This is a genomic window from Brucella intermedia LMG 3301 (genome assembly GCF_000182645.1).
In the GTDB taxonomy this organism is placed as follows: Bacteria; Pseudomonadota; Alphaproteobacteria; order Rhizobiales; family Rhizobiaceae; genus Brucella; species Brucella intermedia.
Genome location: NZ_ACQA01000001.1, coordinates 1,843,124 through 1,859,125 on the forward strand (window position 1 = coordinate 1,843,124; position 16,002 = coordinate 1,859,125).

The window sequence follows — 16,002 nt, forward strand, 5'->3', positions numbered from 1 at the left end:
CACTCATGCAGGCTGTTTTTCCGAACATCGCGCCCGACCGTTACACGCCGCACGCCTTGCATGCCCAGACGCGTATCTGGCCGGAAACCAACTGTTATGTTGATCTTTGGATCGAAGTGCTGGCAACATTGGGGGGCGCTCCGGAAGCCATGCTCGGCTTCACGCTGACGCAGGATTTCGAGGGCGACCAGTTCACCTTCTTCAAGGTGCCGCTGGAAGACCTCGAAGCCCTTTACGGCGTGCGGGCGACGGAGCTTGCAATTTTCGACCGTGTGGAAAGCCATGTCGCCGAGCAGATCGCGCGCGGACGCCTCTGCATGATCGAAATGGACAGCTATTTCATGCCGGATACGCATGGTGTCAGCTATCGTACTGAACATGGCAAGACCACCATCGCCATCAACCGCATGGATGTTGAAAACCGCCAGCTCGATTATTTCCACAATGGCGGCTTCTACCATCTCGAAGGCGAGGATTTCGATGGCGTTTTCCAGCGTCATCTGACGGATGCCGACCTGCCCTTCCTGCCCTATACGGAATTCGCCAAGTTTCCGAAGCACGTGCCGGACGAAGCCCATCAGCGACGCGTGGCTGCAATCCTTCTGCCACGCCATTTTGCGCGCAGGCCGAAGGAAAACCCGATCCGTGCCTTTGCAAGCGTGTTCCCCGCTCAGGTGGAAGCAATCGCGGAACGCCCGTTCGGCTTCTTCCATAAATATGCGTTCAACACGCTGCGCCAGCTCGGCGCCAATTTCGAACTTGCGGCAAGCCATCTTGAGTGGCTCGGACAAGGCAAGAGCTTTGCAACGGCGTCCGCAGATGCCTTGCAGGTTGCGGAAACGGCAAAGGCGGTTCAGTTCCAGCTTGCTCGTGCCGTCATGCGCAAGAAGTTCGACGCACTGGGCGGAACGCTTCAACCGGCAGCAGATGCCTGGGATCGGCTGATGGCAGCGCTTGCAACGGAACTGGGTCGCGATGCCGCTTGAATTCAATCCGACGACCCGCCCGCTCTCGACCGGCTGGCGGCTCGTTCTCACCGGTCCAGATGCGGCGCAAACGCCGCACGACGCCAGGTCCGGTGAGGTGATCAAGGACGCACCGGTGCCCGGCACGGTGGCGGAAGCTCTGGAAAAAGCGGAGCGCTTCGACCGACACAATCCCCTTCCGCTCGACAATCAGGATGCCTGGTATTTCCTCGACCTAGACGAGGCACCCGGCCCTGCCATGCTGCATTTGGGCGGGCTTGCCACCATCTGCGATGTCTTTCTCAATGGGAAACTGCTGCTGCAAACCGACAGCATGTTTCTCAAACATGATCTGCCCGTCACGCTGACCGGCAAAGACGAACTTGCGCTGTGTTTTCGCGCGCTCGCGCCCCGTCTCAATCAAAAAGGCCCGCGTGCCCGCTGGCGCACGCAGCTGATGAACACGCAAGGTTTGCGCCTCATCCGCACGACCGCGCTTGGCTATATGCCGGGCTGGTGCCCGGAAGTCCAAGCGGTGGGACCATGGCGTCCCGTCACAATCAGCCGCGCCCATACCGAAGCCATTTCAGGCATCACCATCCGGGCAAGATTGACCGAAAGCGCCAATGGGGAACTTGAAGCCAGTTTTACTTATAGCGGCGGCGCCGGAACGCTGGTCCTCCATTGCGCAGGGCAACGGGCCCTTTGCGAGCGCCAGACCAGCGGCGAGTGGACTGCGAAGCTGACGCTCCCCAATGTTGAACCATGGTGGCCGCATACGCATGGTAATCCGGCACTTTACGATGTTGAACTTTCGCTCGACGGCGAAATGCGGCTGCTGGGGCGCGCGGGCTTTCGCCGGATCGAGGTCGACCGCGGGCCGGACGGCAAGGGATTTGCGCTCAAACTCAACGGCGAAAAGGTTTTCTGTCGCGGTGCCGTATGGAGTTCTGCGGATATCGTCCGCCTTCCTGGCACACGCAGCGATTACCAAGCGTGGCTGAAGCTCGCGCAGGAAGCGGGCATGAACATGCTGCGGTTAAGCGGCATCACCGCCTATGAGACGCCGGATTTCTACGCGCTTTGCGACGAGCTTGGCATCATGGTGTGGCAGGACTTCATGTTCGCCAATTTCGATTATCCGGTGAAAGACGAGGCATTTGTCGCGAAGGTGCAGGCAGAAGCGTCGCAGCTTCTTGCTGCCATCGGACCGGCGCCATCGCTGACCGTGCTTTGCGGCGGCAGCGAAATCTACCAGCAGGGCGCTATGATGGGCCTGCCGGAGACGACATGGAAAGGCCCGCTTACCGAGGAAATCCTGCCGGCTATCGCAGGCAAGATTTGCCCCGACATTCCCTATGTGCCGAATTCGCCCTGCGATGGCGCCCTGCCCTTCATCAGCAATGAAGGCGTCAGCCATTATTACGGCGTCAGCGCCTATTGCCGCCCGCTGGAAGATGCGCGCCGGGCGGAAGTGCGCTTTGCAACAGAATGTCTGGCCTTCGCCAACGTGCCGGAAGCACGCACGCTGAAAACCCATCTTGATGTGCCGCCTGTGCACGATCCGCGCTGGAAGGCACGCCTGCCGCGCGATCGTGGCGTATCCTGGGATTTCGAGGATGTGCGGGATAGCTATCTGGAGATGTTATACGGTTACGACCCCGCGCGGCTGCGACGCGAGGATGTGGAACAGTATCTCCACCTTTCGCGCGCCGTCACGGCGGAAGTGATGGAAGCGACTTTTGCCGAATGGAGACGTCCGGGAAGCACGTGTTTCGGCGGGCTTGTCTGGATGTTTCAAGACCTTCTGCCGGGTGCCGGGTGGGGCATGATCGATGCGACCGGCGAACCCAAGCCGTCCTGGCACGGCCTCAAGCGTGCCTTTCGTCCGCAACAGCTTGCCTTGACCGACGAAGGCGTCAACGGCCTTGCGATTCATATTCTGAACGAACAGGCAGAATCCGCTGATCTTTCGCTTGAATTAGCTTGCCTGCGCGCTGGTTCGCAGCCGGTGGTTTCCGGTCGCCGCGATCTTTCGATGGGAGGTCGTTCAGCGATCACCATTCCGGCAACTGATCTGTTCGGCGCGTTCTTCGATGTCACTTACGCCTATCGTTTCGGCCCTCCGGCGCATGACGTGACGGTGGCGCGATTGAAACGTAATGATATTACCATCGCCGAGGCGTTTCACTTTCCGCTCGGACGGACGAAGGCCTTTCACGACGCCGCCATCGAAGCCCTAATTGTGGAAGAGAACGGGAACTGGTTTCTTGATCTCAAAACACCGGTTCTGGCCCAATCCGTCAGCATCGATGCGGGCGACTGGCGCCCAGCCGACAACTGGTTTCACCTCGCTCCCAACGAGACGAAACGCATCACGCTTATCCCGCGCAACGAAACACCGGAAAAACCGTCCGGCGAAATTCGTATCGCTGGTTCGTCCCGGATCGTCTGGTTCTGACTATTTCAGGGCCAGGGAACGGATCGCGTCGATATAGATCTTGCGTGAATGTTCCGGTGTCAGATTGTGATCGGCATCGGGAATGATGGCAACCGACACATTGTCGAAGCCTTGCACGCCGCTGCCTGCCTGATCGAAATAGAAATTGAAATGTTCGCGCCCGGGGTCCTTTTCGGCATAGACCAGCGCCAGCGGCACATCACGCTGTTTCAGTTCGTCAAAAGCCGAGTAGACCGCCCGCCCTTCCGCTGTGCGGCTGCGCAAAAGCTTGCGTGCCAGGCCGCGAATGCGGCCGGCCACCCCGCGTGTGAGGTTGCGCAGTATGGCGCGGATATCCAGTTCCCCCCGGAGCAGGCGCTGGAACGTTTCGGCGCGCAAGGCACGGCTGCCGTAATCCTCCAGCGTGCGATTGCCTTCGCGAAGAGCCTCGTCGATCGAGCGTCCCGGCGCCCAGTAGAAGGTGACGGGATTGACGAGAACCGCGCCGGAAATGCGCTCGTCCTTGAGGGCCGTGTTAAATCCCAGGAACGCGCCGCTGCATCGGCCGGCAACAACCGGACGCCCCCAGCCGAGCACCTCGAGATAGTCGAGAGCTTCTGCAACATCTGCCTCGGGGCCGTGGGTGTAAAGCACCTGTTCCGGCATGCCGGGGTTCGGTGGGCTGTCGCCCGCATTTGCAATATCGAAGCGCAGCGAAGCGACGCCTTCCCGTGCGAGCTTGCGCGCCATATCGACGGTCGTGCGTCCCCATCCGACGCGACGGTCGTAGGATGAGGAAAGGAACATGACCGTCCTGCCCTGCTGTTTGCCAGAAGGGGCACAGAGAACACCTGAAAGCCGGTTTTCGGAACCGAAAGAAACAGGCGTTTCGATAAAACCGTCGCCCCGTAACGTGCCGCCAAGAGCGCTTTCGTCCGGCGTATTTTGTGCAGGCGTGGAACCTGCCAGCCCCGCCACCCAATCGACAAGCCGGCCAGCTACCTCCAGCGGCAGGCGCGAGATGACGGGGTTGGAAATCAGTTTGTCGTAATCGGCGAAGGCCTCAACCGTGACGTCGCTGCCAAGCTTTTCCAGATGGGCCGCGAGTTCTGCATCGTTGGGACGATCCGTTCGCGCCAGTAACAGGCACCGGGGCGCAGGTTTTGCTTCCAGCGACAGGAGATTGATCTTCTTCACATCGGCGGCTACTTCCGGCTGCATGGTCAGGGAGGCGATGGAAACGCTGTTCCTGATCCTTTGCTCGTCCGTCAGTCCGAGATCGGCATCGACCATGCTCGACCAGACAGCCAGTTCACGCGTGTAGAACCGTCCGGAGATAACCGGTGCCAGAAGCGCCAGGGCCGCAACACCGTCGATCTGCGATGCCGTTTCGGCAGCAACGGCTCCTCCAAGGCTTTGCCCGATGATAACGACGCGACTTGCCCCCGACAGGACACGGGCTTTCCGGGCCGCCTCGACCAGCGTATCGCGCCAAAGACCCAAACCTTTGGAAAAATCGATGTCGTCGCGCCCGTCGCCGGTGCCCGGCCAGTCGAAACGGAAGGAACCTATGCCCCGCGCTGCAAGCCTGTCGGCGATGCTGCGCCAGAACTTCCGCGTCGTGCAGAGTTCCTCCAGCCCCCAGGGGCTTGCAAACAAGACGACCGTATCCAGAGCTTCACCAATGGGCCGCTGATAAAGCCCGAGCGTATCACTGAAGACGAGAGGGCTGGCGGCAGACCGGACGGTATTTGCCGATTGCCTGAAGGATGTTGCGTTTTCCACCCTGTCATCCATGCCCGATGCATCCCCAATCTCAGAAGTACCCTCTGCAATAATGGAAATCGTGCCCGGCACAAGGATTTATCGCACTGATTGAAAAAACATAACCCTGCCGCACGTCGAGCGCGGCAGGGTTGCAACAGGTGAAGCTGAGTAAAATCGCTCCTGGAAATGAGAACGATCAGGCCGCAGGCTTGGTCTTTTCGCCTTCCAGCAGCTTCTCGTGGCGCAGCAGCATGCCGTAGAGATCGCGCGGCTCGTCGGGGTCTGCAAGCAGGTCCAACTGCTCATAGAGGCCGGTATCCTTCAGCTTGTCGCGCACATAGCGCAATGCCGAAAAATCTTCCGTGGCGAAACCAACGGAGTCGAACAGGGTGATCTGTCGTGCATCCTTGCGACCGGTGATCTTGCCGGTGATGACTTCCCAAAGCTCATTGACCGGATAATCTTCCGGCAATTGCTGGATTTCGCCTTCGATGCGGGTCTGCGGCGGATATTCGACAAAGATGTCGGAACGGCGCAGGATATCGCCGTGCAGTTCCGTCTTGCCGGGGCAATCGCCGCCAACCGCATTGATGTGCACGCCGGCGCCGACCATGTTGTCGGTCAGGATCGTCGCATTGGCCTTGTCGGCGGTGACAGTGGTGATGATATCCGCGCCTTCGACAACCTCTTCAATCGTCTTGCAGGCGACGATGTCGAAACCGGCACCCCGCAGGTTGCGAATGCACTTGGCGGTGGCTTCCGGATCGAGATCGTAAAGACGAAGCTTGTCGACGCCGAGCAGTGCCTTGAATGCCAGAGCCTGGAATTCGCTCTGCGCGCCATTGCCGATAATGGCCATCGTGCGCGAGTTCTCACGCGCCAGATGCTTTGCAGCAACTGCCGAAGTCGCAGCAGTGCGCAGCGCGGTCAGGATGGTCATTTCGGTCAGCAGCATCGGATAGCCGCTACCCACATCGGCCAGCACGCCGAAGGCGGTGACGGTCTGGAGACCTTCACGCGTGTTTTTCGGATGGCCGTTCACATATTTGAAGCCGTAAAGCGTACCATCGCTCGTCGGCATCAGCTCAATCACGCCTTCCTTCGAGTGCGACGCCACGCGCGGCGTCTTGTCGAAGTTTTCCCAGCGACGGAAGTCTTCTTCGACATAGTCGGCAAGTTCCTTGAGGAAGGTTTCCACGCCGACGGACAGCACCAGCTTCATCATATGATCGACGCTGACGAAGGGGACGATATTGAGGTTGGGTTGGGTCATCATTGCTCCTTGAGCATGTTTCAATAACTAATCGTCGGGCGGTCCATGACACTGCGGCCAAGCAGGCTCGCCATCAGGTCCACCATGACGGTGGCGGTACGTCCGCGTTCATCGAGAAAGGGGTTGAGTTCGACGAGATCGAGGCTCGTCACCAGCCCGCTGTCGTGCAGCATTTCCATGATGAGATGCGCCTCGCGGAAGGTTGCGCCGCCCGGGACCGTGGTGCCGACGGCAGGCGCGATGGACGGATCGAGGAAATCAACGTCGAGACTGACATGAAGAAGGCCGTCTTCGGCTTTCACGCGCTCAAGGAAGCGGCGCAGCAAGGCCGCAACGCCATGCTCATCAATCAGGCGCATATCATAGACGGCGACTTCGGTTTTCTTGATTGCTTCCCGTTCCGCCGGATCGACGCTGCGAATGCCGAGCATGCAGACATTGGCAGGATCAACCGGTGCGGCAAGCGTCGGGAAATAGCCTTCGAAGCCTTTCTGGCCGGTGTAGTAGGCAACGGGCGTTCCGTGCAGATTGCCGCTGGTTGTCGTTTCCAGCGTGTGGAAATCCGTGTGGGCATCGAGCCAGAGCACGAACTGCTTGCGTCCCTTTTCAGCCGCACGGCGCGCAATGCCCGGAACGGTGCCGGCGGCAAGAAGGTGATCGCCACCGAGGAAGATGGGGAAACCATCCGCACTTTCGCGATAGGCGGCTTCGCTGATTGCCTCGATCCAGGCAACGGCATGGGGTAGCGCCTTGATTGCTGGGTTCGGATGCTCCAGCGACCGCTGGACAGCCGGTGCGAGATTGCCGAGATCGGTAAACTCGTGGCCGAGTTCCTCGATAGCCGTAGCAATGCCCGCGGCACGATAGGAATCGGGGCCCATATTGCAGCCCACGCGGCCGGTACCTTCCTGAACGGGCAGTCCCAGAATCTTGCAATGCATAAAGTGGAGTCCTTCTGAATATCCAGATCAAGATTCACCATTTACGCTTGGCGATGTGAAGCAACCGGATTGGCAATTTTATCGGTTTGGTTTATCAGAATGTCGGTTTGGCTTTTCAAAATGGAGAAAGCATGGACGATCTGGATGAAAAGCTGATTACGCTTTTGCGCCACAACGGGCGACGCAGCATTTCGGATATTGCTATCGATCTCGGTGTTTCGCGGGCAACCGTGCGGGCTCGCATGGAGCGGCTGGAAAATTCCGGCGATATCATCGGCTATACCGTAATCCTGCGCTCGGATGCTGTCGATCTGCCGGTGCGCGGCATCATGATGATCGAAATCGAAGGCCATGTGGCCGATCGTGTGGTCAAGGCGCTTGGCGGCTTTTCGGAAATATCGGCGATCCACACCACCAATGGCCGCTTCGATCTGGTGGTGGAACTGGGCGCTGCCACGCTCACCGATTTCGACGCTGTCCTGCGCCGCATCAGGCTGGTGCCGGGCATCAAGGCCAGCGAAACCAATCTGCTGCTGGCCACACCGCGCTCGACACGAGCAAGGCTCTGATAACAAAAACCCGGCATTTTCGCCGGGTTTTGTATTCTCGTGATCAGGCAAGCACGGGATAATCCGTATAACCCTTGGCGCCACCGCCATACATATGCTGCTGGTCGAGTTCGTTCAGCGGCGCATTGTCCTTAAGGCGACGCACGAGGTCCGGATTGGCAATGAAGGGCTTGCCGAAAGCCACGACGTCGGCGCGACCGCTTTCGACTTCCTCTTCGGCAAGCGCGCGGTCGTAACCATTATTGACCATCCACGCCGCCTTGCCTCCCGCATCGCGATAGACCTGCTTGAGACGCGCATAATCGAAGGGCTGCGGTCCCTGCTGGAAATCGCGCGGACCACCCGTCGCGCCTTCAATGATATGGACATAGGCCAGACCGTATCCCGCCAGTTTCTCGACCACATAATCGAACAGCGGCTGCGGATCGGGATCGGAGGCATCATTGGCTGGCGTGACCGGCGAAAGACGTATACCGACTTTGCCTGCACCGGCCGCCTTCGTCACGGCATCGACGACTTCAAACAGGAAACGGGCGCGATTTTCGATCGAGCCGCCATATTCATCGGTACGGTGATTGCTGCCCGAACGGAGGAACTGGTCGATCAGGTAACCGTTGGCCGCATGGATTTCCACGCCATCGAACCCCGCCACTTCAATCGCATCCCTCGCAGCCTTGCCGTAGGTGGCAACGATTTCCGGCAGTTCGCTCTTGTCCAGGGCGCGCGGTTCGGAGGTCGGCGCGAAGCCGCCCGTGCCGTCAGGCTGAACAAGATAGGTCTTCGACTTGGCCGTGATCGCGGAAGGCGCGACCGGCTGGCCACCGTTCGGCTGCAAGGTGGTGTGTGAAATACGGCCCACATGCCACATCTGCACGACGATCTTGCCGCCTGCGCTGTGCACGGCGTCGGTCACGCGCTTCCAGCCAGCGAGCTGTTCGGCGGAATAGAGACCCGGAACATCGGCATAGCCCTGTCCCTGATGGCTGATCGGCGTTGCCTCGGTGATGATGAGGCCGGCACTCGCGCGCTGTTCGTAATACGTGACGTTGAGGTCGTTTGGCACGGCGCGCGGCGAACGATTGCGCGTCAGGGGGGCCATGACGATGCGGTTTGCGAGCTTGAGATCGCCTACGGTAACGGGATCGAACAATGAAGCCATGGATACATTTCCTTCAAGTGGGAAAGATTGGGCAAGTGGGAAAGGTCGGTTTCAGGATGGATTAAAGATCGGAAAGGGCTTTGACGAAGGCGGCTATCGCCTCCTCGTCGCGCTTGTAGAAAGTCCATTGCCCGACGCGGTGGGGCGTGATCAGCCCCGCTTTGGTCAATACGGACAAATGGGCGGAAACGGACGACTGGGAGAGGCCGCACCGTTCGAACTGGCCCGCGCACACGCCCATCTCCAAAGGCATGTGCTGGCCGGAGAAATGATTCTCCGGCTCCTTGAGCCAGCTCAAAATGTCGAGACGCACAGGATTGGCGAGCGCTTTTAATATCTCGTCCAGAGGTATAGGCTGAACATCCGACATCGCAGTCACCTCGCTGATCTTCCAATGCGTATCGTCATTACCCGATATAAGTATTGCTAAAATCCGATTTAAAAAGATGCGGGCAGTTCACATCGCCGTGAACACGAACGCTGACGCCTTTCCTGTGGAACATCGATACTGCCTTGATTGCGCCGAACCGGCATCCGATTATGTTCGGCGCGACTATTAAGAAATGGAAGTTACATGGCCGATATTACCAAGCGCATTGCCGGGATCATCGCGGCGGAAATCAACGCAAAACCGGATCAGGCGCTCGCCGCCATCGGCCTGCTGGATGAAGGCGCGACCGTGCCTTTCGTTGCCCGCTACCGTAAGGAAGTCACCGGCGGCCTTGACGATACGCAGCTGCGCCAGCTTTCCGAACGCCTCGCCTATCTGCGCGAACTGGAAGCCCGTCGCGCTTCGATCCTGGAATCGATTGGCGGTCAGGGAAAACTGACGCCTGAGCTGGAGCTGAAGATCGCAGGCGTCGCAACCAAGGCCGAGCTTGAAGATCTTTATCTGCCCTATAAGCCGAAGCGCCGCACCAAGGCGGAAATCGCCCGTGAGCGTGGCCTCGGTCCGCTTGCCGAGGCCATTCTGACGGACCGCAAGCTTGTGCCTGTCGAAATCGCGGCGCAATACATCACCGCCGATGTTCCCGACGTAAAGGCAGCGCTCGATGGCGCACGCGACATCATTGCCGAAGGCTTTGCCGAAAACGCCGAGCTGATCGGCAATCTGCGCAACTATCTCAAGGAACGCGCAGTTCTCCGCTCCCGGGTTGTCGATGGCAAAGAGGCCGCTGGCGCGAAGTTCTCCGACTATTTCGACCATTCCGAACGTTGGGCAAATGTTGCGGGCCACCGGGCCCTCGCCATGCTGCGCGGGCGCAACGAGGACTTTCTGTCGCTCGACATCGAGATCGACGCCGACGATACCGCGCCTGTGAAGCCGGTCGAACGCAAGATCGCCGCCGCCTATAATATCGGCGGAACGCTTCCCGGCGACCGCTGGCTGATGGAAGTTGCAGGCTGGGCATGGCGCGTGAAACTTTCGCTGTCGCTGTCGCTCGATCTGATGCGCGACCTGCGCGAGCGTGCCGAAGAAGAGGCCATCAATGTCTTCGCCCGCAACCTCAAGGATCTGCTGCTCGCAGCGCCTGCCGGTTCGCGCGCCACGATGGGGCTTGATCCGGGCATCCGCACCGGGGTCAAGGTCGCGGTGGTCGACGGTACAGGCAAGTTGCTCGACACGACGACGGTCTACCCTTTTCCACCAAAGAACGACGTGCGGGGCACACAAGCCGAACTTGCAAGCCTGATCCGCAAGCATAAGGTCGAATTGATCGCCATTGGCAACGGCACCGGCAGCCGCGAAACCGAGCGGCTTGTCATCGACATGCTTTCCGACATGCCGGCACCAAAACCGCTGAAAGTCATCGTGTCGGAAGCAGGCGCATCGGTCTATTCAGCATCCGAAACCGCAGCCGCCGAATTCCCGCAGCTCGACGTGTCGCTGCGCGGCGCCGTTTCCATTGCGCGGCGTCTGCAGGACCCGCTGGCCGAGCTCGTTAAGATCGAGCCGAAATCCATCGGTGTTGGCCAGTACCAGCACGATGTCGATCAATCCCGCCTGGCGCGTTCGCTCGATGCAGTGGTCGAAGACGCCGTGAACGCGGTCGGCGTCGATCTCAATACGGCTTCCGCTTCATTGCTGGCGCGTGTCTCGGGTCTGGGAAAGTCGCTCGCCGAGGCAATCGTGGCGCACCGCGATGAAGCCGGAGCCTTCAAGAACCGCAAGGAACTGTTGAAGGTCGCACGTCTCGGCAACCGCGCTTTCGAACAATGCGCAGGCTTCCTGCGCATTTCCAACGGCACGGAGCCGCTCGATGCCTCCTCCGTTCACCCGGAAGCCTATGGCGTCGCCAAGAAAATCGTCGCCGCTTGCGGTCGCGATGTGCGCAGCCTCATGGGCGACAGCGCAGCGCTGAAGGCACTTGATCCGCGTCTTTTTGTCGATGAGCGTTTCGGTCTGCCGACCGTGCGTGACATCATTGCCGAACTTGACAAGCCGGGCCGGGATCCGCGCCCGGAGTTCAAGACCGCGACCTTTGCCGATGGCATTGATGACATCAAGGACTTGAAGCCCGGCATGCTGCTTGAAGGAACGGTGACCAATGTCGCGGCCTTCGGTGCATTCGTTGATATCGGCGTGCACCAGGACGGACTTGTCCATGTTTCGCAGCTTGCGGACCGTTTCGTCAAAGCCCCTCATGAAGTAGTCAAGGCTGGCGATGTGGTGAAGGTGCGCGTGACTGAAGTGGATGTGCCTCGCAAGCGCATCGGCCTGACGATGAGAAAGGACGGCGGCGAAGCCCCTGCCCCACGCGGGAATGCAGGCCGAGATCAGCGACCCGCCAAGAACTTCGCGCCGCAACGCAAACAGGAGCAGCCATCGACCGGCGGCTTCGGCGCCGCATTGCTGGAAGCGATGAAGAAGAAATAGAAAACAGCGAACGGCTTTTACGAACTTATGTAAAAGCCGTCAGCTTGCTGCTGGTTGCAAGGGGCGATGGATTTGCCCTGAAATCCTTCGACCAACGGCAATCATCGGCTTTTCCACATAGCGATACGTTAAGATCGAAACCGCCAAGGATGCAATCACGCACAATGCCATTGTGATGAGATCGCTTATAGCGCCTGTCGGCGGCAGGAGCAGGTAGATCGTCCAGCAGACCGGAACGTGAAACAGATAGATCGAATAACTTATCTCACCGGTTGAGGATAAAAGCTTGGATTGCGGTCTCATCGTCCAGAGTGACAGAAGAAAGACGGAATAAGCAGCAAGATAAGATGCAATGACAGGCAATTTTCCCACGATGAAAAACGTGTCGTTTCGAGCAAGGGAAAAGTCTCCAATCGAGACAATGATGCCCATTTGTACAATAATCAGCACCAGAGCCGCCGATAAGGTGCCCCTTTCTTTCTCAATGACGGTAAGACGAAGCAATAATCCGCAAAACAGGAACGATAGATGAAGCCCGATATATACAACGGGCAGATTGATGCCGAGAGAACGTAGCAGGATCGGTCCCCCCGTTGAAAGCGCCAACAATAATCCGGCAGCCAAGATCAGCATCGGTTGGCGCAAAATTCCAGCCATGAAGGCCACGGCGATCAAGATATAGAAGATTAGTTCGATAAAAAGCGTCCAGTAAACGCCAGAAAGCCAAGGCTGTCCGAATGCATTCGCCGCCATTGTCGCATTGGCTAGCAGCGTTTTCAGTTCAGGGGCACCGCCCGTAAACACCAGATAACCATACATGAAAATCAAAGACAGCCAGAACGCCGGGTAAAGACGGAAAAAACGTCCGATTGCAAATCGTCTGATCGGCTGCAGCTGGTCGCTCTTGATACTGAAAGGCACCACAAAACCGCTGATCAGGAAAAACAATACAACGCCAAAACGGCCAAAATCGAAACTGGAAATTATTGAGTTAAGAGAACCAATCAGGGTCGTATTCTGATTTGACGCCTCTCGGAGAAAGTCGCCAAGAATGTGATGAAACAAAACTGATATAGCCGCGATTGCACGCAAGCCATCGATATTGGAAAACCGCCCTGCCCCCATGTTTCTCCAGAGCCCCCACACGAAACATCGTATCTGGCATATATCAGTATATTTTACACTACAAGTTGAATATCCTAAATCTTGTTACCTATCGGAAAGCCGGTTGAGGCTTTTCTCACCGGCATGTCAGCGGTGGGAATGATCCAGCCGTTGCGGATGGCGACGCGTACCTCATCGCCCTCTTCCAGCCGCACGGGATCGCGCACCTCGAAATGCAGATGAATATCCGGCTTCGCGACCGACGATGCCTCAATGCGCGAACCGCCGCCTCGATAAACCGAGCGCTTGACCCGCACGGGAATGCCGCCGGTTTCGGTCAATGTCAGGTCCTCTGCCCGAACGCAGAGCTGCGCATTGGCGCGTGGCATTTCCGTGCCTGAACAACGCACCTGTGCGCGGCTGCCCAACACCAGCGCTTCGCAATGTCCCGCTTGTGCAAAGGATACGACCTCCGCAGGCAATACCATGCCGTGCGCGATGAAGGACGCGACCATTGCGCTCGCCGGCTCCTCATAGAGTTTGCGTGGCGTGTCGAACTGCTGCAGCCTGCCATGGTCCAGCACCGCAATCCGGTCGGCGAGCGCCATGGCCTCAGCCTGATCGTGGGTGATGTAAATGATCGTGGTGCCCGTGCGCTTGTGAAACGCCGCAAACTCGTCTTCCATCGACGCCCGCAGATGCACGTCGAGATTGGCGAGAGGTTCGTCGAAAAGGACGAGAGACGGTGCAGCCACCAGACAGCGAGCCAGCGCGACACGCTGCCGCTGACCGCCCGAAAGATTGGCCGGACGGCGATCACCAAAACCGGCGAGATCGACGAGCGCCAGCGCCTCGTTCACGCGGCGTTCCCGCTCGGCCCTGGCAACCTTTGCCACCCGCAGGCTGTAACCGACATTTTCGGCCACGGTCATATGCGGCCAGAGCGCATAATTCTGGAAGACGATACCGACCTGCCGCTTTTCGGGCGGCACGCTGCCACCAATATGAGAAACGCGGCTGTCACCAATATGGATTTCACCGCCATCGACATCTTCAAATCCCGCGATCATGCGAAGAAGCGTGGTCTTGCCGCAGCCCGACGGTCCGAGAATGGCAACAAACTCGCCATCCTTCACATCGAGAGACACGCCGGACAAGGCCTGAAACTCATTGAAGCTCTTGGAAACAGAAGCGATTTTCAGTCGCGCCATGGCAGCACTCCGTTTGGAAGACGCCGCGCAAACAGATTGGTTGCAAGCATCAGCATGAATGTCACCGCAACAGCCAGCATGGAAATGGCTGCCGCATAGGCGGAATCGCCCGCCTGTTCGAAAGAAAACATCACCACGCCCAGCGTTTCCGATCCCGACGCCCAGAGAAGCGCTGAAACCGTCAACTCACAGAAAGCGGTCATGAAGATGAGCACGCCGCCCGCGAGCGTCGCCGGTGCGACGAGGGGAAATATAATGGTCCGCAGGCGATAGAAAAGCCCCGCGCCTGCAACACGCGCGGCCTCCTCCATCGCACGGTCGATCTGATGCAACCCGGCGACCGTCGGCCGCAGAGCCAGCACGAAGAAGCGCGCAAGATAGGCAAACAGGATGATCCAGAGCGTGTTGTAAAGACTGACGCCAATCACCGGCAGCGGTTTCAAAAACAGTAGCAGACAGGCAATGGCCAGCACCACGCCCGGCAGAGCATACGGCATTTCGGCTGCAAAATTGAGGATCGGCGTCCAGCGACGCTTGCGCCATGCCAGCATATAGGCAAGCGGAACGGCGATCAGCACAGCGAAGAACGCTGCCGACAGTGACAGGACCACGCTATTGCGAAACGCGCGCGCGGCACCGGCATGTTCCATAAGGACGAAGCGGAAATTTTCGACTGTCGCGGTCGCAAAGGTCAGCGGCACGCCGTAAGCCGGAACCAGAGCGGAAAGCGTGAGCCCGATCAGCGGCAGGAAAAGTACGACCACGATCAGCAGCCAGGCCGAGGCTTCCACCGGCACGCGCCAGCGGCCAAGCGCAAAGGGAGCGGCTGGCAGAGACGTCGAGACAATGCGGAAATCACGTCTGCGGGACGCATATTCCTGCGCAGCAATGCCAGCCATGGCAATGAGGCCGATCAGCACGGACAGCACGGCGACACCGGAAAGCACAGACGGGCCGCCGCCCGCAAGACGCTGATAAATCAGCGTCGGCAAAACCAGATAATTCGACGGTATGCCGAGAAATGCCGGAATGCCGAAATTCCCCACGCAGGAAACGAAGGCCAACGCGGCAGCACCGATAATCGACGGCGTCATCAGCGGCAGGATGATGGTGCGTAACACGGTCCATTTGCCGGCACCGGCGCTAAGTCCCGCTTCCACCAGTTCGCGTGGCAGTTTGCGCAAACCTGCGCGCACGATCAGGAAAACCAGCGGGCCGTATTGCACACCCAGCAAAAAGATGATGCCCCAGACGGAATAGAGCGGGTTGCGGCTGCCAAGCGGCGGCGCCAATCCCACAATCTTGAGGAACTGGCTTGAAGGCCCGAAAAGCTGGAGCCAAGCCAGCGCCGTTACTTGCGGAGCGATCAAAAGTGGAGTGACGTAGAAAAGCACGAAGACATTGCGGCCGCGCATGTTTGTCAGCCCGACGAGCAATGCCGCGACAATGCCGAACACCAGCGCCAGCAAGGTTCCGCCAATGCCGATCTGCAACGAATGCCATGTCGCAACCCAGGTCGACTGGCTTCCGAGTGTCTCCACCAGCGCCGAAGTCGAAAACTGCCCCTGCGGCGCGACCAGTTCGACCAGCAGCCTGCCCATCGGCAGAAGCGACAGAACCGCCACGATCAGTGTTATGCCAGCAATCAGGGCCGCATCGCGGCCCTGAAGGTCTCTCATGATGCGCATCGAGATG

At 58.9% G+C, this 16,002-nt stretch carries 12 protein-coding genes; 4 read left to right on the forward strand and 8 right to left on the reverse strand.

The window, feature by feature from the left end:
* The first annotated feature begins 5 nt into the window (after positions 1-5).
* Together OINT_RS08870 and OINT_RS08875 are read left to right on the forward strand one after the other, a co-directional pair.
* Complete coding sequence (locus OINT_RS08870) at positions 6-986, forward strand: DUF1839 family protein (protein WP_036565128.1); 981 nt, start codon at positions 6-8, stop codon at positions 984-986.
* A complete protein-coding gene (locus tag OINT_RS08875; protein ID WP_006471595.1) occupies positions 976-3,426 on the forward strand; it encodes a glycoside hydrolase family 2 protein in 2,451 nt (816 codons plus the stop codon). Before OINT_RS08870 ends, OINT_RS08875 begins: the two co-directional genes overlap by 11 nt.
* Here OINT_RS08875 and OINT_RS08880 read toward each other — a convergent pair whose 3' ends face one another.
* The 3 genes from OINT_RS08880 to rocF all read right to left on the reverse strand — a co-directional run bounded on the left by OINT_RS08880 (position 3,427) and on the right by rocF (position 7,386).
* Positions 3,427-5,202: an alpha/beta fold hydrolase gene (locus tag OINT_RS08880; protein WP_006471596.1), complete on the reverse strand. Its 1,776-nt coding sequence runs from the start codon at positions 5,200-5,202 to the stop codon at positions 3,427-3,429.
* 166 nt (positions 5,203-5,368) lie between these two features.
* Complete coding sequence (locus OINT_RS08885) at positions 5,369-6,445, reverse strand: ornithine cyclodeaminase (RefSeq protein ID WP_006471597.1); 1,077 nt, start codon at positions 6,443-6,445, stop codon at positions 5,369-5,371.
* Positions 6,446-6,465: 20 nt separating this feature from the next.
* On the reverse strand, positions 6,466-7,386 hold the full coding sequence (gene rocF / locus OINT_RS08890) for an arginase (RefSeq protein WP_006467464.1): 921 nt from the start codon (positions 7,384-7,386) through the stop codon (positions 6,466-6,468).
* 131 nt (positions 7,387-7,517) lie between these two features.
* Here rocF and OINT_RS08895 point away from each other — a divergent pair, with 131 nt between their 5' ends.
* Positions 7,518-7,955 carry an Lrp/AsnC family transcriptional regulator gene (locus tag OINT_RS08895; RefSeq protein WP_006471598.1) on the forward strand — a complete coding sequence of 146 codons (438 nt, stop codon included), beginning with the start codon at positions 7,518-7,520 and terminating at the stop codon, positions 7,953-7,955.
* Positions 7,956-7,998: 43 nt separating this feature from the next.
* Here the strand turns inward: OINT_RS08895 and OINT_RS08900 are convergent, their stop codons facing one another.
* Both OINT_RS08900 and OINT_RS08905 read right to left on the reverse strand, forming a co-directional pair.
* On the reverse strand, positions 7,999-9,114 hold the full coding sequence (locus OINT_RS08900; protein ID WP_006467466.1) for an alkene reductase: 1,116 nt from the start codon (positions 9,112-9,114) through the stop codon (positions 7,999-8,001).
* A 61-nt stretch (positions 9,115-9,175) separates the two neighbouring features.
* Positions 9,176-9,484, reverse strand: a complete 309-nt coding sequence (locus OINT_RS08905; protein WP_006471599.1) for an ArsR/SmtB family transcription factor — start codon at positions 9,482-9,484, stop codon at positions 9,176-9,178.
* A 204-nt stretch (positions 9,485-9,688) separates the two neighbouring features.
* On the opposite strand from OINT_RS08905, the gene OINT_RS08910 reads away from it, so the two are divergent.
* Entirely contained in the window at positions 9,689-11,992 is a 2,304-nt protein-coding gene (locus tag OINT_RS08910; RefSeq protein WP_006471600.1) for a Tex family protein, read from the forward strand.
* A gap of 39 nt (positions 11,993-12,031) precedes the next feature.
* Here the strand turns inward: OINT_RS08910 and OINT_RS08915 are convergent, their stop codons facing one another.
* From OINT_RS08915 to OINT_RS08925, 3 genes are all read right to left on the reverse strand, one after another.
* Positions 12,032-13,117: an acyltransferase family protein gene (locus tag OINT_RS08915; protein ID WP_115168627.1), complete on the reverse strand. Its 1,086-nt coding sequence runs from the start codon at positions 13,115-13,117 to the stop codon at positions 12,032-12,034.
* Positions 13,118-13,191: 74 nt separating this feature from the next.
* Positions 13,192-14,307, reverse strand: coding sequence for an ABC transporter ATP-binding protein (locus OINT_RS08920; protein ID WP_006467470.1), 1,116 nt, complete (start codon positions 14,305-14,307; stop codon positions 13,192-13,194).
* Positions 14,295-15,995, reverse strand: coding sequence for an ABC transporter permease (locus tag OINT_RS08925; RefSeq protein ID WP_006467471.1), 1,701 nt, complete (start codon positions 15,993-15,995; stop codon positions 14,295-14,297). Before OINT_RS08925 ends, OINT_RS08920 begins: the two co-directional genes overlap by 13 nt.
* Between the last annotated feature and the right edge of the window lie 7 nt (positions 15,996-16,002).

Coding starts and splice junctions, on each gene's coding strand:
- OINT_RS08870 (WP_036565128.1), top strand. CDS start 6: ATGCAGGCTGTTTTTCCGAACATCGCGCCCGACCGTTACACGCCGCAC.
- OINT_RS08875 (WP_006471595.1), top strand. CDS start 976: ATGCCGCTTGAATTCAATCCGACGACCCGCCCGCTCTCGACCGGCTGG.
- OINT_RS08880 (WP_006471596.1), bottom strand. CDS start 5,202: ATGGATGACAGGGTGGAAAACGCAACATCCTTCAGGCAATCGGCAAAT.
- OINT_RS08885 (WP_006471597.1), bottom strand. CDS start 6,445: ATGACCCAACCCAACCTCAATATCGTCCCCTTCGTCAGCGTCGATCAT.
- rocF (WP_006467464.1), bottom strand. CDS start 7,386: ATGCATTGCAAGATTCTGGGACTGCCCGTTCAGGAAGGTACCGGCCGC.
- OINT_RS08895 (WP_006471598.1), top strand. CDS start 7,518: ATGGACGATCTGGATGAAAAGCTGATTACGCTTTTGCGCCACAACGGG.
- OINT_RS08900 (WP_006467466.1), bottom strand. CDS start 9,114: ATGGCTTCATTGTTCGATCCCGTTACCGTAGGCGATCTCAAGCTCGCA.
- OINT_RS08905 (WP_006471599.1), bottom strand. CDS start 9,484: ATGTCGGATGTTCAGCCTATACCTCTGGACGAGATATTAAAAGCGCTC.
- OINT_RS08910 (WP_006471600.1), top strand. CDS start 9,689: ATGGCCGATATTACCAAGCGCATTGCCGGGATCATCGCGGCGGAAATC.
- OINT_RS08915 (WP_115168627.1), bottom strand. CDS start 13,117: ATGGGGGCAGGGCGGTTTTCCAATATCGATGGCTTGCGTGCAATCGCG.
- OINT_RS08920 (WP_006467470.1), bottom strand. CDS start 14,307: ATGGCGCGACTGAAAATCGCTTCTGTTTCCAAGAGCTTCAATGAGTTT.
- OINT_RS08925 (WP_006467471.1), bottom strand. CDS start 15,995: ATGCGCATCATGAGAGACCTTCAGGGCCGCGATGCGGCCCTGATTGCT.